Here is a 21,937-nt window from a genome sequence, read left to right on the forward strand (position 1 = left end):
CGTGCTGGAACAGTCACCGTTCTTCCTCCGGTCACAGCGGAATGTTGCCGTGGTGGCCGCGGCCGGCGGCGGCCTCGGCGAGCGCGGCGGCGACCCGGCGCCGGGTGTCCGCGGGATCGATCACCTCGTCCACCACGCCGATGTCAAGCGCACGGCCGACGCCGCCGGCGAGGCGCTCGTGCTCGTCGACGAGCTCGGCCCGCAGCGCCATCCGCAGGTCGTCATCGTCCACTGCGGACAGTTTCTTGCGGTGCAGGATACCCACCGCCGCCTCGGTGCCCATGACCGCGACTTCGGCCTCCGGCCAGGCGAACACCGCGCTCGCGCCCAGCGCTCGGGAATTCATCGCGATGTAGGCGCCGCCATATGCCTTCCGGGTCACCAGCGTCACCCGCGGCACCACGGATTCGGCGAAGGCGTAGAGCAACTTGGCGCCGCGGCGCACCACGCCGGCCCATTCCTGGTCCACGCCGGGCAGGTAGCCGGGCACGTCGACGATGACCAGCAGCTGCACGCCGAACGAGTCGCACATCCGCACGAACCTGGCCGCCTTCTCCGCCGATGACGAATCAAGGCAGCCGCCCTTGCGCAACGGGTTGTTCGCGACGACGCCCACGGTCCGCCCGCCGAGCCGGCCCAGGCCGGTGACCACGTTGGGCGCCCACTTCTGCTGCAACTCGTCGAAACCGCTGGCGGCATCGAGGATCTCGCGCACCAGCGGGTGCACGTCGTAGGCGCGGTTGGCGGCAGCCGGCAGCAACGCCCGCAGATCCTTGCGCTCCGCCACCGCACGCAGGTCGAAGGCGCCCTGCTGGGCGAGCAGGCCGGTGATCCGGCGAGCCCTGGTGTAGGCGTCCGCCTCCGAGTCGGCGAGCACGTGCGCGACGCCCGACTTCTGCCCGTGCGCCGCGGGACCGCCGAGCCCGGCCATGTCGACCTGCTCACCGGTGACGCTGCGCACCACGTCCGGCCCGGTGACGAACAGCCGCCCGTCGGCCGCCATGATCACCACATCGGTCAGCGCCGGCCCGTACGCCGCGGCTCCGGCTGCGGGCCCGAGCACGACCGAGATCTGCGGCACCCGACCGGAAGCGCGGATCATCGCGGCGAACATCTGGCCTACGCCGTCCATCGACTCCACGCCCTCGGCGAGCTTCGCGCCGCCGGAATGCCACAGCCCGATCACCGGGCACCGGTCCCGGACGGCGCGGTCGACGGCATCGACGATGCGCCGCGCCCCGTCCGCACCCAGCGCGCCGCCCATCCTGGTGGCGTCCGTGCAGTACGCGATCATCCGGGCACCGTCGATCCGCCCCGCCACCGCGGCCACCCCGCTGTCGTCCGGCGGGTGCAGCGGGGTGGCGGAATCGCTGTCGAGCAGCAGCGCCAGCCGCGCGACCGGCAGGCGGGGATCCGGGGCTCGTTCGGCGATCAGCCGCGGTGCGGCGGTGGCAGTCAACGTCAACCTCCCGGCTTCTGCGGTTCGAAGACCCGATCAGTCCTGCCGCCGGGGGCTTCCGGCGAGGCACGAGCAGAACGCGCGGTTTCCACCGGAACCGCACCGGACTTCGCGAGGTGATCGGCGCCCGCCCCATCTTCGGGCATCGGGCACCGCCTCGCCGTGCGAATGCGGGCAAGCCCGCGAGCCGTGGCGAAAGGAAAAACCTCTTCACCGCAACAGGAAATCCCGTGCCGAGATCGTCTGCGGCGGCCCGCGTCCGGAATCGCGACTACCGCGAGGCGCCGGAACGCGTTCGCGCCACCGGGAAATCGGTCCACCACCACCGATGGGGTCGGCACCCGCACGATGGTGGGCAGCGGCGTCACGGTTCCAGCACGAGCTTGCCGCGCGTCCGCCGGCCGAGCATGTCCTCGTGCGCCCGCCGCGCCTCGCCGAGCGGGTACACGCCGCCGATCGCCGGGCGCAGCCGGCCGGCGGCGGTGAGGGCGAACAGCTCGGCCAGCGGCTCCCGGTACCTCCCGGGCAACGAGATCACCTGCGGCAGCCAGAACCCGCCGACCGCAACGGTGCGCTCGATGACCTGCGCCGTCGCGATCGGGGCGGGCAGCACGTGGGACGCCACGCCGTAGGTGACGATCCGCCCGAGCGGCGCGAGCGCGTCCAGCGCCGCGTCGAAGACCGCCCCGCCGGTGGCGTCGAAGATGATGTCCGCCGGACGCCCGGCGTTGGCCTCGACGACCCGGTCGCGATACCCCGCGGCCGCGCCGTCCACGGCGACGTCGGCGCCGACGGCCATCGCGAAGGCCCGCTTGTCGGGGCTCGACGCCGCGGCCACCACGCGGCCCGCCCCGAACAGCTTCGCCAGCTGGACCAGCAGCGATCCCACCCCGCCCGCGGCCGCGTTCACCACCACCGACTCACCGGGGACGATCCGCGCGCAGGTGCGCAGCAGGTGCCAGGCCGACAGGCCCTGGACGCCGAGCGCGACGGCCTGGTGGTCGTCCACGCCGTCCGGGACCTCGGCGACGAACGGGGAGGACGTGACGACCAGCTCGGCGTACCCGCCGCCGTCCATCATGGCGAGGACGCGCCGCCCGTCGGCGGTGCGACCGACCACCTCACCGCCCGGGACGTAGGGCAGCTCGACCGGCTTGAGGTAGGAATTCGCCGTGCACATGGTGTCCATGTAGTTGACGCCGGCGGCGCTGACCCGGATGGCCACCGCACCGCTGCCGGATGCCGGATCCGGCACTTCTTCCTGTACGAGCACTTCCGGCCCGCCGTACCGGGAAATCTGGATGGCGCGCACCGCATCTCCAAGCGCTCTGCTGCGATCACGGACCACCCAGGACTACCACACGGCCCCCCGCCGGGCGCACCAGAACTGATCACCTCATCGAAAGGCTGAAAACCATTGCGCCGCAACAATATATGAAGCGATCTCGGCATCATCATTGCGAACCGTAATCGCCCTTCCGGGCAGGACAACGAAGACGAGTGAGCTGCCTTCTCGATCGGGCATGATCGGTCGAGAAACCGTCTTGGGTGGCTTAGAAATGGGGCGGATCTCCCGCATTCACCCCGGAAGGAGCCCCTCCCATGAAGGCCCAGACCCCCAGCAACGCGCCCCGGCCGAACGAGAAAGCCGCGCCGCTGATCGGCCGTCGGGGCAAGTGGGTGTTGGCGAGCCTCTCCGCCGGTCTGCTGGCCGCCGGAACGCTGGTGGTCTCGAGCGGGCCGACCGCGCTGTCCGCGGCGAACGTCGACGAACCGGTGCACGGCGAATCGTGCAGCGGAACCGCGACGCTGAAGATCACGCCGGGCCTCAAGCGGACCGAGCAGGAGATCACCTTCAGCTACGTCGAGGGCGGGCACAGCGGGCGGTGCGTCTCCACCCTGCCGATCACCGGCACGAAGGCCCACGAGGTCGAGGTCAAGGGCAAGGGCGACTGCGAGTCCGCGATCGTGTGGGTGAAGGACCGCGTGCGCTGGACCACCCATGACCAGTCCGAGCGCACCAGCGTGATGGAGTTCGTGAGCACGTTCCAGATCGCCGGGGACGTCATCATCGAGCGGTCGGTGGGCCGGGTCACCGAAGGCGAGCTCAAGGGCCACATCATCGAGAACAACACCATCGGCCGGATCGACCCGGCGAAGTGCGACTCCCCGGAAGGCCTCACCGAGATCACCCTGACGGGTCTGTACAACACCAGCCTCGGCTGAGCACCTGCGCCCGGCCCCGGACCCGCGTGTTGAACGAGCCGACAGGGAGTTCACTTGGTACCCGGATCTGACCGCGCAGGAATAGGAGATCGTTCGGCCGCCGATGACGGGATCGCCGTCATCGGCGCCGCATGTCGGCTCCCGAAAGCAGCGGACATGCGTGCGTTGTGGCGGCTGCTGCGGGACGGCGGCAGCGCGATCGCCGACGCTCCTGCCGACCGCTGCGGCCCCGATGCGTCCGGGGCCGCCCGCCGGGGCGGGTTCCTCGATCGCGTCGACGGCTTCGACGCCGACTTCTTCGGCATCTCGCCGCGCGAGGCCCGTGCGATGGATCCCCAGCAGCGGCTGGTCCTGGAGCTGGCCTGGGAGGCGCTCGAAGACGCCGGGCTCGTCGCGGACCGGATCCGGGGCAGCCGGGCCGGCGTGTTCCTCGGGTGCGCGGCCGACGACTACGCGACCCTGCTGCACCGCCGTGCGCCGCGGGCGATCGGCCGGCACACCTCGACCGGCTTGCAGCGCGGCATCATCGCGAATCGCGTGTCGTACGCCCTGGGGCTGCGCGGCCCGAGCATGGTCGTCGACAGCGCGCAGTCGTCGTCGCTGGTGGCAGTGCACCTGGCCTGCGAGAACCTGCGGTCCGGGGAGACCGATCTGGCGCTGGCGGGCGGCGTGAACCTCATCCTCGCGCCGGAGAGCTCGGAGTGCGTGGAGGAGTTCGGCAGCCTGTCGCCCGACGGCCGCTGCTACACCTTCGACGCCCGCGCCAACGGATACGTGCGCGGCGAAGGCGGCGGCGTGGTCGTCCTCAAGCCCGTGTCCCGGGCGGTGGCCGACAACGACCCTATCTACTGCGTGATCCGCGGCGGAGCGGTCAACAACGACGGCGCGAGCGACGGCCTGACGGTGCCCGATTCGTTGGCACAGCGGGAAGTCATCCGCGCGGCGTACGCGGCGTCCGGTGTGGACCCGGCGGAGGTGCAGTACGTCGAGCTGCACGGCACGGGCACGAAGGTGGGCGATCCGGTGGAGGCCTCGGCGCTCGGTGCGGCACTGGGCGCCGTCCGGCCGCCCGGCTCTCCCCTGCCGGTCGGCTCCGCCAAGACGAACGTCGGGCACCTGGAGGGCGCGGCGGGCATCGTCGGCCTGCTCAAGGTGGCGCTGGCCATCCGGCACCGCATGCTGCCGCCGAGCCTCAACTTCGAGACGCCGAATCCCGCTGTTCCGCTGGATTCCCTGAACCTGGCGGTCCAGCGGGAACTCGGGCCGTGGCCCCGGCCGGACCGGCCGCTGACGGCGGGCGCGAGCTCCTTCGGCATGGGCGGCACGAACTGCCACCTCGTCATGACGGAGCCGCCCGCCATCGAGACCGGCGAGCCCGGCGACATCACGGGCACCGTGCCCTGGCTGGTTTCGGGGAAGACCCCGGAAGCGCTGTGCGCGCAGGCGGCCCGGCTGCACGCACACCTCCGCGAGCACCGGGACTGGTCACCGTCCGACGTGGCGTGGTCGCTGGCGACCACGCGGAGCCAGCACGCGCAGCGCGCCGCGATCCTCGGCCGTGACGAAGAAGAACTGCTCGCCCGGCTGGAAGAACTCGCGCGGGGCGGCGAAGGTCCGGGGCTCGTGCGCGGCGTGGCGACGGGCGGCATCGGCGTCGCGATGTTGTTCTCCGGGCAAGGCAGCCAACGAGCCGGGATGGGACGCGAACTCCACCGCGCCTTTCCCGAGTTCGCCGAAGCATGGGACGAGGCGTGCGAGCACCTCGATCCGCTGCTCGGCATGGACCGCCCGCTCACCGAGGTCGTCTTCGCGGGCAGCCAGGACGCACTGAACGAGACGCTCGTCGCGCAGCCCGCCCTGTTCGCGCTCCAGGTCGCGCTGTTCCGGCTGTTCGAGGGGCACGGCATCGGCGCCGACTTCCTCATCGGCCACTCCGTGGGCGAGCTGAGCGCGGCGCACGTCTCCGGCATCCTCACCTTGCCCGATGCGGCGACGCTGCTCGCCGCCCGCGCGCGCCTCATGCAGTCGCTGCCGGCCTCCGGCGTCATGGCCGCCGTGCGGGCGACCGAAGCCGAACTCACCCGGTCCCACCCCGAACTCGCCGACCCGGCGAGCGGCGTGGCCATCGCGGCGCTCAACGCGCCGGACAGCACGGTGATCTCCGGCGAGCCCGAGCCGGTGGACGCGATCGTGCGGCATTGGCGCCAAGCCGGCCGCCACGTCCGGCAGCTGCGCACCAGCCGCGCCTTCCACTCACCGCACTGCGACGCCATCCTCGACGAGTTCGAGTCGACCGCGTCGCGGCTCACCTACCACCGGCCGGGCATCCCGATCATCTCCACCCTGACCGGTGATCGCGGCGATGCGATCACGACGCCGGGCTACTGGGTGCGCCAGCTGCGCGATCCCGTCCGGTTCCACCCGGCGCTGGCCTGGCTCCACCGCAACCACGAAGCGACCCACCACCTGGAACTCGGCCCGGGTACGACCCTCACGACGCTCGCGCGCGAGGTGCGCGGCGACATCCCGGCCATCCCGGCGCTGCACCCGGATCTTCCGGAGCCCGAGAGCGTGCTGACCTGCCTCGCCCGCGCGCACGCGACCGGCGTTCCCGTCGACTGGACGGCTCTGCTGCCCGCAGGCCGGCGGATCGACCTGCCGACCTACGCCTTCCAGCGGCGGCGGTACTGGCTGGACGAGGAGGCGACCGACGACGAGGCGGTCGCGGCGCCCGAGACCAAGAGCGAGCAGGACCCGCTGGAGCTCGTGCGCTCTCAAGCCGCCGTCATCCTGGGGCATTCCTCGCCCGAGGACGTCGAACCGCGACGCACGCTCCGCGAGCTCGGCTTCGACTCGCTCGGGACGGTGGAGCTGCGCGACCGCCTCTCCGCCGCCACCGGGCTCCGGCTGACGACCGCGGCGCTCTACAGCTACCCGACGCCCGTCGAACTGGCCGATCACCTGCGCGCGGAGCTGGCCGGGGCCAGTGGTGGGGAGCCGACCGCAGTCAGCACGTCGGCCGGCGATGAGCCGATCGCGATCGTCGGCATGGCCTGCCGCCTGCCCGGTGGCGCGCGGTCGCCGGAGGACCTGTGGCGGCTCGTCGCCTCCGGCGCGGACGCGATCTCCGGGTTCCCCACCGATCGCGGCTGGGACCTGGACGCCCTCTTCGACCCGGATCCGGACGCGGCCGGCAAGTCCTATGCCCGGCAGGGCGGATTCCTGCACGACGCGGCGGCCTTCGATCCCGCCTTCTTCGGCATCAGCCCGCGCGAAGCGCTGGCGATGGACCCCCAGCAGCGGCTGCTGCTGGAAACGTCGTGGGAGGCGTTGGAGCGCGCCGGGATCGATCCGGCGGCGCTGCGCGGCACGTCCACCGGGACGTTCGTCGGCGCGACCGCGCAGGACTACGGGCCTCGCCTGGACCAGTCCGGCGAGGGGCATGCGCTGACCGGCACCACGCCGAGCATCCTGTCCGGGCGGATCGCCTACTCCCTGGGCCTGCACGGACCGGCGGTTACAGTGGACACCGCGTGCTCGTCGTCGCTGGTAGCGATGCATCTGGCCTGCGAATCGCTGCGGTCGGGCGAGTCGGGCCTGGCGCTGGCCGGCGGGGTGACCGTGATGGCCACGCCCGGCATGTTCATCGAGTTCAGCCGCCAGCGCGGGCTGGCGCAGAACGGGCGCTGCAAGGCGTTCTCCGCCGACGCCGACGGAACCAGCTGGGCCGAAGGCGTCGGAGTGGTGGTGTTGGAGCGGCTGTCGGAGGCCGCGCGCAACGGCCACCGGGTCCTGGCTGTGATCCGGGGAAGCGCGATCAACCAGGACGGCGCCAGCAACGGCCTGACCGCGCCGAGCGGACTTGCCCAGGAGCGGGTGATCCTGCAGACCTTGGCCAACGCCGGGCTCACGCCCGCCGACGTCGACGCCGTGGAAGCCCACGGCACCGGCACGGCGTTGGGCGATCCGATCGAAGCCCAAGCACTGCTCGCCACCTACGGCAAGCACCACAGCCCCGAACGGCCGGTGTGGCTGGGATCGCTGAAGTCCAACATCGGCCACACCCAAGCAGCTGCCGGTGTCGCGGGCGTCATCAAGATGGTGCAGGCGCTCCACCACGAAGAGCTGCCCGCCACGCTGCACGCCGACGAACCGTCTCCCCACGTCGACTGGAGCAGCGGCGCCGTCGCACTGCTCGATCAACCCCGGCCGTGGCTCGCGAGCGAACGGCCGCGTCGCGCCGCCGTCTCGTCGTTCGGCATCTCCGGCACCAACGCGCACCTCGTCCTCGAACAGCCGCCGACCACGGAGTCCACAGCGGACACTCCGATCTCGACCGCGGATTCGGGCGCCGTGCCGTGGTTGATCTCCGCGAGAACGCCGGAAGCTCTTGCATCACAAGCAGAACGCCTGCTTTCCCACCTCGACGCCCGGGACGGCTGGACGCCGGCCGAGGTGGCTCGGTCGCTGGCCACCACCCGCACCGCCTTCTCGCACCGGGCTGCGATCGTCGGCACCGGCCGCGAGGAATTGTTGGCAGGGCTGGAAACCCTCGCCGGTTCCGGGGACGCTTCGGACATCGTGCAAGGCACCGCCGCAGACCAGCCGAGCCTCGCCATGCTGCTGTCCGGCCAGGGAAGCCAGCGTCCCGGCATGGGCCGTGGGCTGCACGAGGCGTTCCCGGTGTTCGCCCGCGCCTGGGACGAAGCGTGCGCGCACCTGGACCCGCTGCTGGGCCTGGACCGACCGCTCACCGACATCGTGTTCCACGGCGACGACGCCGAGGTGGCACAAACGCTGGTCGCTCAGCCTGCGCTGTTCGCACTGCAGGTCGCGTTGTTCCGGCTGCTCGAACACCACGGCGTCGTGCCGGATCACCTCATCGGCCATTCGGTCGGCGAGCTCACCGCCGCGCACCTCGCCGGGGTGTTCTCCCTGCCCGACGCCGCCGCCCTGCTCGCCGGGCGGGCCCGGTTGATGCAGGCCCTCCCCGCGCACGGGATCATGGCCGGGATCCAGGCAGCGGAGCAGGAACTCCTCGACGTGCACCCCGAGCTCCTCGACCCGCACAGCGGCGTCTCGATCGCCGCGGTCAACGCCCCGCAGTCGACCGTCGTCTCCGGTGATCCCGACGCCGTCCACGCCATCCGAGAGCACTGGCGCGGGCAGGGTCGCACCGTTCGGGACCTGCACACCAGCCGCGCTTTCCACTCGCCGCACTGCGAGCCGCTGCTCGATGAGCTCGAACGCATCGCTCGCAAGCTGACCTTCCACCCGCCGAAGATCCCGATCATCTCCACCGTCACCGGGAACGTCACCGACGAGCTCACCACCCCGGCCTACTGGGCACGCCAGGTACGTCGACCTGTCCGCTTCGCCCCTGCCCTCGCCTGGCTCCACGAGCACCACAACGTCACGCATCATCTGGAGCTCGGTCCCGACGCGCCCCTCACCACGCTCGCGCGCACCACGCACGACACACCAGGCCACCCCACCTTGCGCGCCGGTACCGACGACGCGACCGCCTACGTCACCGCCCTCGCCGGAGCCCACGCCACGGGCCTCCCGGTCCGCTGGCCCGCGCTCCTCCCGCCGAGCCGGACCATGGACCTCCCCACCTACGCCTTCCAGCACCAGCGGTACTGGCTGAACGCGGAACGGTCGGCCGGGCGCCCCGAGACGCTGGGGCTGGCGAGCACCGGGCACCCGCTGCTCACCGCACGCGTCGACATGCCGCAGACCGGCGAGACGGTCTTCACCGGGCGGATCTCGCTCGAAACGCAGCCGTGGCTGGCCGACCACGTCGTCCAGGGCACCGTGCTGCTCCCGGGTACCGCGCTACTCGACATGACGTTGCACGCGGCCGCGCAACTCGACTGCACCGTCGAAGAACTCACCCTCCACACGCCGCTCGCGCTGCCCGCCCACGGGCACCTCGCGCTGCGCCTGACGATCGCGCCGGAGAGCGAGTCCGGAAATCGCGATGTCACCATCCACTCCCGCGAGTCGGCCGACGACGAAGCCCAGGACTGGGTCCAGCACGCCGCCGGTGTTTTGAGCGCCGATGCGCAACGTCCTCGGGGCGACTTTCCGGAGACCGCACCGCCGGAGCACGCCACGCCGGTGGATCTGGCCGCTGCGTACGACATCTTCGGCGACCGCGGCCTCGACTACGGGCCTGCGTTCCAGGGGCTCCAAGCCCTGTGGGAGGACGGCGACGACCTGTACGCCGAGGTCACCTTGCCCGAAGAAGCCGGCGCAGGCGGCTGGGCGATCCACCCCGCACTGCTCGATCCCGCGCTCCAGGCGGCCCTGCTGCCGAGGCTCGGCGACTCCCAGGACGCGCTCCTCCCCTTCTCCTGGAGCGGAATCCGGCTCCACCAGCGGAGCGCGCAACGCCTCCGGGTCGGCATCCGGCCGGTCGGTTCCGGCACGATCCGCATCGCCGCCGCGGACGAGACCGGCGATCCCGTGGCCGAGATCGAGGCCCTGACCCTGCGGCCGGCCGCGACCGCCGGCGGCCGGGACGCCGAGCTGCTCCGTCTGAAGTGGACGCAGCTGAACGCGGATCTGCACGCGGAGAGCGGTGATCCGCGCCCCGATGTGGTGCTGGCCGACTTCCGCGCGATCGATCCGTCGGAGGACGTCCCGGCGTGCGTTGCTCGAGTCACCCGGGAAGCGCTGGATCAGGTGCAGAGCTGGTTGTCGGACGGGGCGGAGACGCGTCTGGCGCTGGTGACGCGGGGCGCGGTGGCGGTGCAGCCGGGAGAGGTTCCGGACCTGGTCACCGGCCCGCTGTGGGGCCTGCTGCGGGTGGCGCAGAACGAGCACCCCGACCGGATCCTCCTCGTCGATGCCGACGCGCACACCGATCACGACGGGCTGCGGCAAGTCGTCGGCGTTGCCCTGCGCCAGGGTGAACCGCAGATCGCGGTGCGCGGCGATTCGCTGTTCGTGCCCCGGCTGACGCGCGCCCAAAAGGTCCTCACCCCGCCCGAGGGCCGCGCGTGGCGGCTGGACGTGACCGACCGCGGCAGCATCGACAACCTCGACCTGGCGGCATTCGAGGAGGCCGAGGCGCCGCTTTCGGCTGGTCAGGTCCGGGTCTCGGTACGGACCGTCGGGCTGAACTTCCGGGATGTGCTCAACGCCCTCGGCATGTACCCCGGCACCCCGCCGCTGGGCATCGAGGTCGCCGGTGTCGTCACCGAGGCCGCCTCCGATGTCGATCGCCTGTCGGTCGGCGACCGGGTGGCGGGCATGCTGCCCGGCGCGATGGGGCCGCTGGCGGTCGGCGATCACCGCGTGTTCGCCCGCGTACCGCAGGACTGGACGTTCGCCCAGGCCGCCGCCACGCCCGCGGTGTTCCTCACCGCCTACCACGCCCTCCACCACCTGGCACGGGTCCAGCCGGGGCAGCGCGTGCTCGTGCACGCCGCCGCGGGCGGCGTCGGCATGGCCGCGATCCAGCTGCTCCAGCACTACGGCGCCAACATCTACGCCACCGCACACCCCAGCAAATGGGCAACCCTGCGCGAACTCGGCATTCCCGCAGATCACATCGCCTCATCGCGCACACCGGACTTCGCCACACAGTTCCCCTCAGTCGACGTCGTCCTCAACTCGCTCACAGGCGATCTCCTCGACGCATCGCTGGAACTGCTCAAACCGGGTGGGCACTTCGTCGAGCTCGGCAAGACCGACCCCCGAGACCCCGCCGAACACCCCGGACTGCACTACCACTCCTTCGACCTCACCGAAGCCGACCCCGACCACCTCCAGGCCATGCTCGGCGACCTCACCCGCCTGTTCGCCAGCGGCGCCCTAGCTCCGCTGCCGGTGACCGCGTGGGACATCCGGCAAGCCCCGGAAGCCTTCCGGCACCTCAGCAACGCCCGCCACACCGGCAAACTCGCACTCACCATCCCCACACCATCCAAACCCCACGGCACCATCCTCATCACCGGCGGCACCGGCGCCCTCGGCACCACCCTCGCCCGCCACCTCGCCGCACAACAACCCGCGCACCTCCTCCTGGCCAGCCGCCAAGGCCCAGCAGCACCGGGAGCGGCACAGCTCCGCGACGAGCTGCGATCGCTCGGGGCGGACGTCAGCATCACGGCCTGCGACTTCACCGATTCCGTTGCCGTGCAACGACTTCTTGACACCATCCCGGCTGACCGGCCGCTCACCGGGGTCGTCCACGCCGTCGGCGCCCTCCACGACGCCCCGGTACACGCGCTCACCGCCGATCAGCTCGCCGCGGTCCTGAAATCCAAAGTGGACTCCGCCTGGAACCTGCACCACGCCACCCGGCAGCAGGACCTCGCGTTCTTCGCCCTCTACTCCTCCGCCGCCGCACTGCTCGGCAACCCCGGCCAAGCCAACTACGCCGCCGCCAACACCTTCCTCGACGCCCTCGCCGAACACCGCCACTCCCAAGGGCTTCCGGCGCACTCGCTCGCCTGGGGACCTTGGAGCACCGACCGCGGCATGACGCAGCACCTCACCCGCGGCGAGCGGGAGCGCATGGCGGACATCGGGATGCACTTCCTCGATCCCGGCGAGGCCCTCCGCCTTTTCGACCAAGCCGGCGGCAGCCCGGACCCGTACCTGGTGCCGCTCCGCCTCGACAACAAGCGCCGGCCGGCCGCACTGCTGAGCGACCTGACTCCCGGCCGGACCCGAACGCGGCGGGCAGCGGCACCGTCGTCGTTGGCCGGTCGCTTGGCGGCCGTTCCCGAGGCGCAGCGCCACCGCGTGGTGCTGGAGCTCGTCCAAGCCCACGCCGCTGCGGTTCTGGGCCACTCCGATCCGGCGAGCATCGACTCGCGGTCGAGCTTCAAGGGCCTGGGGTTCGACTCGTTGACCTCGGTGGAGCTGCGGAACCGGCTCGCCGCCGCCACCGGGCTTTCCCTGCCGCCTGGACTGATCTTCGACCACCCCACGCCCTGGACGCTGTCCGACCGGCTGTGCGCCCTCCTGCTGGCCGATCGCCCAAAGACCCGACCCGGCCCGAGGACGACGCGGCGCGCCGACGACGAGCCGATCGCCATCGTCGGCATGGCATGCCGGCTTCCCGGCAACGTGCACTCACCGGACGAGCTGTGGCAGCTGGTCGCGTCCGGTGCCGACGTCATCTCCGGCTTCCCCACCAACCGCGGCTGGAACCTGGACGACCTCTTCGACCCGGACCCCGACGCGTCGGGAAAGTCGTACGCCCGCCACGGCGGGTTCCTGCACGACGCCGACCAGTTCGACCCGGCGTTCTTCAGCATCAGCCCCCGAGAAGCGCTGGCCATGGACCCCCAGCAGCGGCTCCTGCTCGAAACCACCTGGGAAGTCCTCGAAAACGCGGGCATCGACCCTGGCGAACTGCGCGGCAGCCCGACCGGCGTCTTCGTCGGAGCGATCCCGCAGGACTACGGGGCGCGGCTGCACAACGCGGCGAAGGACGTGGAAGGGCACGTCCTGACCGGCACGACCTCCAGCGCGATCTCGGGGCGAGTGGCCTATCTGCTGGGCTTGGAAGGCCCGGCGGTGACCGTGGACACCGCGTGCTCGTCGTCGCTGGTGGCGATGCACCTGGCGTGCCAGTCGCTGCGGTCGGGCGAGTCGAGCATGGCGCTTGCCGGCGGGGCCACGATCATGGCGACACCCGGGATGTTCATCGAGTTCAGCCGCCAGCGCGGACTCGCGCAAGACGGCCGCTGCAAAGCGTTCTCCGCCGAGGCCGACGGCACGAGCTGGGCCGAAGGCGCCGGGGTCGTAGCGCTGGAACGCCTCTCCGACGCGCAGCGCAACGGTCACCGCGTTCTGGCCGTGATTCGGGGTAGCGCGGTGAACCAGGACGGTGCCAGCAACGGGCTCACCGCACCCAACGGACCGTCGCAGGAACGCGTCATCCAGCAAGCACTGGCCAACGCCGGACTCACCCCCGCCGACATCGACGCCGTCGAAGCCCACGGCACCGGGACATCGCTGGGCGACCCGATCGAAGCCCAAGCACTGCTGGCCACCTACGGCAAGCACCACACCGCCGAACAACCGGTGTGGCTCGGGTCGCTGAAGTCCAACATCGGCCACGCCCAGGCCGCCGCGGGCGTCGCCGGTGTCATCAAAATGGTGCAGGCGTTCCACCACGACGAACTGCCCGCGACGCTGCACGCCGACGAACCATCAGCACACATCGACTGGAGCAGCGGCACTCTCGCGCTGCTCACCGAGCCGCAGCCGTGGCCGGAAGCCGACCGGCCACGCCGCGCCGCCGTCTCCTCCTTCGGCGTCTCCGGCACCAACGCACATCTCATCCTCGAACAGGCCCCAGCAGAAGAGTCCACACAGGACAATGACCCTGCGGAGATCGTCGTCGGCACTGGTGATCTGGTTCCGTGGGTGGTCTCCGCCAGGACGCCCGAGGCCCTCGCGGCGCAAGCAGCACGGCTGCACGACCACTTGGCGCGGGACTCCGGTTGGACGCCTTCGAACGTGGCGTGGTCGCTGGCCACCACCCGTGCCGCGCTCGAACACCGAGCAGTGGTCCTCGGGCGCGACCGGGACGAGCTGCTGAACGAGCTGCACGTCTTGGCTCGCGGCGACGCCTCCCCCCGGATCATGCAGCGCACCGGCCCCATGACGCCGGATCCGGATCGCGTGGTGCTGGTCTTCCCCGGTCAGGGCGGCCAATGGCCCGGCATGGGACGCGAACTGCTCGACACCAACCCGGTCTTCGCCGCAGCCCTGGCCGAATGCGATCAAGCATTGTCGAGATATCAGGACTGGTCGGTGACCGACCTGCTCCGCAACGGCGACGCCTTGGAACGGGTCGATGTCGTCCAACCGGCCCTGTTCGCCGTCATGGTCTCCCTGACCCGGGTCTGGCAATCCCATGGAGTCCGGCCAGCCGCCGTCGTCGGCCACTCCCAAGGAGAAATCGCCGCCGCGCACATCGCCGGTGCACTCGACCTCGACCAAGCCGCACGCGTCGTCGCCCTGCGATCCCAGCTGATCCGCACCCACCTCGCCGGACACGGCAGCATGCTCTCCACCGCACTCTCCGTCGACGACCTCCAACCCCATCTCGACGAGCGGGTTTCGATCGCCGCGATCAACAGCCCCACCGCCACCGTGCTCTCCGGCGACACCGACGCCATCCACTACCTCCACGCCACGCTCACCGACCGAGGTGTGCGATGCCGCGTGCTACCGGTGGACTACGCCTCCCACAGCCACCACGTCGAAACCCTCCGACAGCCACTGCTGGAACGACTCGCCGGACTCACCCCGAAAGCCGCCGAAATCCCGTTCCACTCCACCGTCACCGGCGATGTGCTGGACACCACCGGACTCGACGCCGACTACTGGTACACCAACCTCGCCACCACCGTGAACTTCCACCGCACCATCACGCGGCTGAACACCTCCGGGCACCGGACCTACCTCGAACCCAGCCCGCACCCCACGCTGACGCACCACATCAACACCATCGCCGCCGACGCGACCAGCGCGACCACGCTGCACCGCGACCACCCCGGCCGGGACACGCTCCTCGCCAACGCCGCGCACCTCTGGGCCAACGGCACGCCCATCGCATGGCAGGCCGTCCTGCCCGCCCGCGAGCGCATCGCCCTCCCCACATACCCGTTCCAGCGCGAACGGTTCTGGCTCGCACCGACCACCGCCCGCGTGGCGGAAAGCGAGGACACCCGCCGCCCCAAGGGCGATACGACATCGACCGCCAAGCTCCGCCAGGAGCTCGCCCAGCTCCCCGCGCACCAACGGCACACCCACCTCCTCGACCACGTCATCCGGCACGCCGCCGCCGTCCTCAACTACGCCGCCCCCGACTCGATCCCCACCCACCACACGTTCCAGCAGATCGGCTACGACTCCGTCACCGCGATCCAGCTCCGCAACCAACTCGCCGCCACCACCCGGACCTCCCTCCCCGCCACCCTCATCTACGACCACCCCACGCCCACCCAGCTCGCGGACCACCTGCTGGAACTGCTGCTGGGCGAGCCGAGCACCCGGTCCGCACCGGACTCCGCGCCGGTCGACGAGCGCGAGCCGATCGCGGTCGTCGGCATGGCGTGCCGGCTGCCGGGCGGTGTGGCATCGCCGGACCAGCTCTGGGACCTGGTCGCCTCCGCCACGGACGCGATCTCGGACTTCCCGGCGAACCGCGGCTGGGACCTCCAGCGCCTCTTCCACCCGGATCCCGACAACCCGGGGACGACGTACTGCCGGCAGGGCGGATTCCTGCTGGACGCGGCGGAGTTCGATCCGGCGTTCTTCGGCATCAGCCCGCGCGAGGCACTCGCCATGGATCCCCAGCAGCGCCTGCTCCTCGAAACCACGTGGGAAGCGATCGAGAACGCCGGAATCGATCCGGCGACGCTCCGCGGCACCGCCACCGGGACCTTCATCGGAGCGACCGCGCAGGACTACGGCCCGCCGCTGCACCAGGTGGCGCCGGATTCCTCCGGCCACGCGCTCACGGGCACGACGCCGAGCGTCATGTCGGGACGGGTCGCCTACACCCTCGGGCTGGAAGGCCCGGCGGTCACAGTGGACACGGCATGCTCGTCGTCGCTGGTGGCGATGCACCTCGCGTGCCAGTCGCTGCGCTCCGGCGAGGCGAGGCTGGCGCTGGCCGGCGGGGTGACGATCATGGCGGCTCCGGGCATCTTCCTGGAGTTCAGCCGCCAGCGGGGCCTGGCGCGGGACGGGCGCTGCAAGGCGTTTTCCGCCGCAGCGGACGGCACCACCTGGTCGGAAGGCGTCGGGGTCGTGATGCTGGAGCGGCTCTCGGACGCCCAGCGCAACGGTCACCGCGTGCTGGCCGTGATCCGGGGCAGCGCGATCAACCAGGACGGCGCCAGCAACGGCCTGACCGCGCCCAACGGTCCGTCCCAGGAACGCGTCATCCAGCAGGCGCTCGCCAACGCCGGGCTCACCCCGGCCGATGTCGACGCCGTCGAAGCCCACGGCACCGGGACATCGCTCGGCGACCCCATCGAAGCCCAAGCACTGCTGGCCACCTACGGCAAGCACCACACCGCCGAACAACCGGTGTGGCTCGGGTCGCTGAAGTCCAACATCGGCCACGCCCAAGCCGCCGCGGGCGTCGCCGGGGTCATCAAGATGATCCAGGCCCTCCGACACGACCAGCTGCCCGCCACGCTCCACGCCGACGAACCGTCGACCCACGTCGACTGGAGCAGCGGCGCCCTCGCGCTGCTCACGGAGTCCCGGTCCTGGCCGGAAGGCGACCGGCCGCGCCGGGCCGCTGTCTCCTCCTTCGGTGTTTCCGGCACCAACGCGCACCTCATCCTCGAACAGGCACCACCGAATGAGTCCACAAAGGACACTGCGGACTCGGTTCAGGTGCCATGGATGATCTCCGCGAAGACACCGGACGCCCTGCCAATGCAAGCAGAGCGGCTGCACGCCCAGCTCCACAACCGGGACGACTGGACGCCCACCGAGGTCGCCTGGTCACTGGCCACCACCCGAGCCGCCTTCGAACACCGCGCCGCGATCCTGGGCTCCGACCGCGAGGAACTGCTGGCAGGGCTGGATGATCTGGCCTGCGGCCGTGACGCGGACGGGATCATCCGCGGCTTGGCGACGACCCGCCGCAACCACGTGGCGATGCTGCTGTCCGGGCAAGGCAGCCAACGCCCCGGCATGGGACAGGGGCTGCATGAGGCGTTCCCCGTGTTCGCCGAAGCCTGGGACGAGGCGTGCGCGCACCTGGACCCGCTGCTCGGACTGGACCGACCGCTCACCGACATCGTCTTCCACGGCAAGCCCGAAGAAGTCGAAGACACGCTGATCGCACAGCCAGCGCTGTTCGCACTGCAAGTCGCCTTGTTCCGACTGCTCGAACACCACGGCATCAGGCCCGACTACCTCATCGGCCACTCCATCGGCGAACTCACCGCCGCCCACCTCGCAGGCGTACTCACCCTCCCCGACGCGGCACGCCTGCTGGCGGCGCGGGCTCAGCTGATGCGCACCCTGCCCGGCACCGGGGTGATGGCGAGCATCCAGGCCGGCGAAGACGAGCTCACCGCTGCCCACCCCGAACTCCTAGCCCCGGACAGCGGCGTGTCCATCGCCGCGATCAACAGCCCGCGGTCCACAGTGATCTCCGGCGACCCCGGCCCGGTGCGGGCCATCACCGAACACGGGCGCGATCAAGGCCGCACCACCCGGGTACTGCACACCAGCCGCGCCTTCCACTCGCCCCACTGCGAGCCGCTGGTCGACGCGCTCGAACAGACCGCCCGGGAGCTGACCTACCACCCGGCGACGATCCCGATCATCTCCACCGTCACCGGGACGATCACCGACGACATCGCGACACCGGCCTACTGGGCCCGGCAGATCCGGCAGGCCGTCCGGTTCCACCCCGCGCTCACCTGGCTGCACCAGAACCACACCGTCACGCACCACATCGAGCTCGGGCCGGACACCACGCTCTCCACCCTCGCGCGCACCACCCACGACACGCCCAGCCACGCCACCCTCAAGCCCGGCACGGACGACACCACCGCGTACCTCACGGCCCTGACCTGCGCGCACACCACCGGACTCAGCCCGCGCTGGGCCACCCTCCTGCCCCCGGCCCGGACCTTCGACCTGCCCACCTACGCCTTCCAGCGCCAGCGGTACTGGCTCAGCCCGACGGCTTCCGCCGGAAGGCCGGAGACGCTGGGGCTGGACAGCAGCGGGCACCCGCTGCTGTCCGCGCGCACCGACGTCCCCGACACCGGCGAGGTGATCTTCACCGGGCGCGTCTCGCTCGACGACCACCCCTGGCTCGCCGACCACGTCGTCCTGGGCACCGTCCTGCTGCCCGGCACCGCGTTCCTCGACATGGCGCTCCACGTCGCCACCGAGCTCGGGCATCAACTGGACGACCTCACCGTCCTCACGCCCCTCGAACTCCGGGAGCACGGCCACATCGCGCTCCACGTGACCGCCACGGCCGTTGACGACGACGGCCGGCGGAACCTGTCGATCCATTCACGCGGCGAGGGCGAGTCGTGGACCCGCCACGCGACCGCCACCGCCAGCAGCGCCGAGGGCGACGATGCACCGGAACTGACGGCCTGGCCGCCGGAGGGTGCGGTCGCCGTCGACGTCAGCGATCTGTACGACGTGCTCGCCGGGCAGGGCTTCGATTACGGCCCCTCGTTCTGCGGCCTGCACTCCGCCTGGCGGCTCGGCGACGACATCTACGCCGAGGTCGCATTGCCCGACGAGAACGGCGCGCAGGGCTGGACCGTCCACCCCGCGCTCCTCGACGCCACCCAGCACGCCGCCGTCATCGGCGACGACCGGGGCGACGACCGAACCCGACTGGTCTTCTCCTGGGCGAACGTCCGCCTCCACTTCGCCGGTTCGTCGCGGCTTCGCGTCCGGCTGCGCCACACCGGCGAGGACACCATGGCGCTCGCCATGGCCGACCACACCGGGCGCCCGGTGGCGACCATCGGGTCGTTGACCCTTCGGCGGTCGACCGGCGGGCGCAAGGGCGAGCTGTTCCACGTCGACTGGGTGCCGCACTCCGCCGAACCCGGCGACGAGGCACCCGAGCCGCTGGTGCTCGACTACCGGTCGCCTGCGGGCAGCGGATCCGTTCCGGCCCGGGTGGAGGGCTTGGCGCAGGAGGCCCTGGGGCGGGTGCAGGAGTGGCTGTCGGATCCGGAGCAGTCGGCGACCCACCTGGTGGTGGCGACCCGAGGCGCGGTGGCGGTGCACCCGGGTGAGACGCCGGACCTGGTCACGGGGCCGTTGTGGGGCCTGCTGCGAGTGGCCCAGAACGAACACCCGGATCGCATCCTGCTCGTCGACACCGACGATCTTTCCCAGCAGGACGTGCCGGATCTGCTGCGGAGGGCCATCGCCTCGGGCTCGTGGCAGCTCGCGTTGCGGGGAGGTGCGATGTTCGCACCCCGCTTGACCCGCGCCGATTCCCGGCAGGAGCTGACGCCGCCCGAGAGCGGTGTTTGGCGGCTGGACGTGACCGAGCGCGGCAGCATCGACAACCTCCGCCTTTCGGCGTTCGCGGAGGCCGAGGCGCCGCTCACGGCCGGTCAGGTCCGGGTCGCGGTGCGGGCGGTCGGCGTGAACTTCCGCGACGTCCTCAACACCCTCGGCATGTACCCCGGCACCCCGCCGCTGGGAATCGAGGGCTCCGGGGTGATCACCGAGGTCGCCGGGGATGTCGGCGAGCTGTCGGTCGGCGACCGGGTGTGGGGCCTTCTGCCCGGCGCGATGGGCCCGCTCGCGATCACCGACCACCGGCTGCTGGCGCCGGTGCCCGACGGGTGGAGTTTCGCCCAGGCCGCCACCGCGCCCGCGGTCTTCCTCACCACCTACCACGCCCTCCACCACCTGGCGGGAGTCCAACCAGGACAGAAGGTCCTCGTGCACGCCGCAGCGGGTGGCATCGGGATGGCCGCGATCCAGCTGCTCCAGCACTACGGCGCCAACATCTACGCCACCGCACACCCCAGCAAATGGGCAACCCTGCGCGAACTCGGCATTCCCGCAGATCACATCGCCTCATCGCGCACACCGGACTTCGCCACACAGTTCCCCTCAGTCGACGTCGTCCTGAACTCGCTCACCGGGGAACTCCTCGACGCTTCGCTGGAGCTGCTCACGCCCGGCGGGTACTTCATCGAGCTCGGCAAGACCGACCCCCGAGACCCCGCCGAGCACCCCGGGCTGCACTACCACGCCTTCGACCTCACCGAGGTCGACCCGGCCCACTTGCAGGCCATGCTCACCGATCTCACCGCGCTGTTCGATCAACGCCGCCTGACCCCGCTGCCGCTGACCACGTGGGACGTCCGCCGGGCTCCGGAGGCGTTCCGGCACCTCAGCAATGCCCGTCACACCGGCAAACTCGCGCTCACCATCCCCACCGCACCCGATCCGCGCGGCACCATCCTCATCACCGGCGGCACCGGCTCACTCGGCAGCGTCATGGCCCGGCACCTGGCCACCCACTACCCCGGCTGCCACCTCCTGCTCGCCAGCCGCCAGGGCCCGGCCGCGCCCAACGCCGAGAGCCTCCGCGGCGAGCTGACCGCGCTCGGAGCCGCTGTCACCATCGCGGCCTGCGACATCACCGACGCTCGCCAACTCACCGAGCTTCTCGACGGCATCTCCGCCGAGCACCCGCTGACCGGCGTCGTCCACACCGCAGGCGTCCTCCGCGACGCACCGGTACACGCGATCACCGCCGATCAGCTCACCTCGGTCCTCCAATCCAAAGTGGACTCCGCTTGGAACCTGCACCACGCCACCCGGCAGCAGGACCTGGCGTTCTTCGTCCTCTACTCCTCCGCCGCCGGATTCCTCGGCAACCCCGGCCAGGCCAACTACGCCGCCGCCAACACCTTCCTCGACGTCTTCGCCCGATACCGCCGCATCCAAGGGCTTCCCGCGCACTCGCTCGCGTGGGGCCCATGGAACACCGGCGACGGCATGACCCAGCACCTCACGCATGCCGACCAGCAACGCATGGCGAACAGCGGTGCCCTGCCGTTCGAGCCGGAGGACGGGATCCGCCTGTTCGAGGAGGCGCTCGGCAGTTCCGAGCCGATGCTGCTGCCGATCAAGCTCGACCCGAAGGCGCTCCGGCGCCACCAGGCCCCCGCGTCGCTCGCCGGCCGAATCCCCGAGCAGCGCAGGGAGGCGCAGCCGCGGAACGCCGAGCCGCTCACGGCCCGGCTGCAGGGGATGCCCGAGCAGCACCAGCACCGCACGGTGCTGGAAGTCGTCCGGATGCACGCCGCCGCCGTTCTCGGGCACACCGGTTTCGACGACATCCCCGCCGATCGCCCGTTCCTGGAGCTCGGTTTCGACTCGCTCACCTCGGTGGAGCTGCGCAACCGGCTCGCCACGGCCACCGACCTGCGGCTGCCCACCACCCTCGTCTTCGAGCACCCGACGCCGCACAAGATGGCCGCGCACCTGCGCGCCGAGCTGATCGGCGGGGATGGCGACGCCACGTCCGTGCTGTCCGCGCTCAGCCACCTCGAAGACGTCCTGGCGACGATCCCCTTGCACGCCGATTCGCGGAACGAGGTCGTGGCGAGGCTGACCGCGCTGCTCGGGACGCACCACGGCGAACGAGGCACCGCCGACGACTCGATCGAATCGGCGTCCGACGAGGAGATCTTCGAACTCATCGACCGCGACCTCGAACAGTCCTGACCCGAGCGC

At 71.3% G+C, this 21,937-nt stretch carries 4 protein-coding genes; 2 read left to right on the plus strand and 2 right to left on the minus strand.

Going from position 1 to position 21,937, the window contains the following annotated elements; translation table 11 throughout:
- Nucleotides 1-31: 31 nt before the first annotated feature.
- Nucleotides 32-1,459, minus strand: coding sequence for a carboxyl transferase domain-containing protein (locus AB0H93_RS12925; RefSeq protein WP_358571731.1), 1,428 nt, complete (start codon nt 1,457-1,459; stop codon nt 32-34).
- A 364-nt stretch (nt 1,460-1,823) separates the two neighbouring features.
- On the minus strand, nt 1,824-2,771 hold the full coding sequence (locus AB0H93_RS12930) for a zinc-binding dehydrogenase (RefSeq protein WP_358571733.1): 948 nt from the start codon (nt 2,769-2,771) through the stop codon (nt 1,824-1,826).
- A gap of 290 nt (nt 2,772-3,061) precedes the next feature.
- Between AB0H93_RS12930 and AB0H93_RS12935 the strand changes: the two genes are divergently transcribed.
- Nucleotides 3,062-3,685: a hypothetical protein gene (locus tag AB0H93_RS12935; RefSeq protein ID WP_132487793.1), complete on the plus strand. Its 624-nt coding sequence runs from the start codon at nt 3,062-3,064 to the stop codon at nt 3,683-3,685.
- 54 nt (nt 3,686-3,739) lie between these two features.
- Nucleotides 3,740-21,928 carry an SDR family NAD(P)-dependent oxidoreductase gene (locus AB0H93_RS12940; RefSeq protein WP_358571736.1) on the plus strand — a complete coding sequence of 6,063 codons (18,189 nt, stop codon included), beginning with the start codon at nt 3,740-3,742 and terminating at the stop codon, nt 21,926-21,928.
- Nucleotides 21,929-21,937 lie beyond the last annotated feature (9 nt).

This window comes from Saccharopolyspora sp. NPDC050642 (genome assembly GCF_040654735.1).
GTDB lineage: Bacteria > Actinomycetota > Actinomycetes > Mycobacteriales > Pseudonocardiaceae > Saccharopolyspora > Saccharopolyspora elongata.

What these genes read in the sequence shown, in the direction of transcription:
- AB0H93_RS12935 (WP_132487793.1), top strand. Translation starts at nt 3,062, where the DNA reads ATGAAGGCCCAGACCCCCAGCAACGCGCCCCGGCCGAACGAGAAAGCC.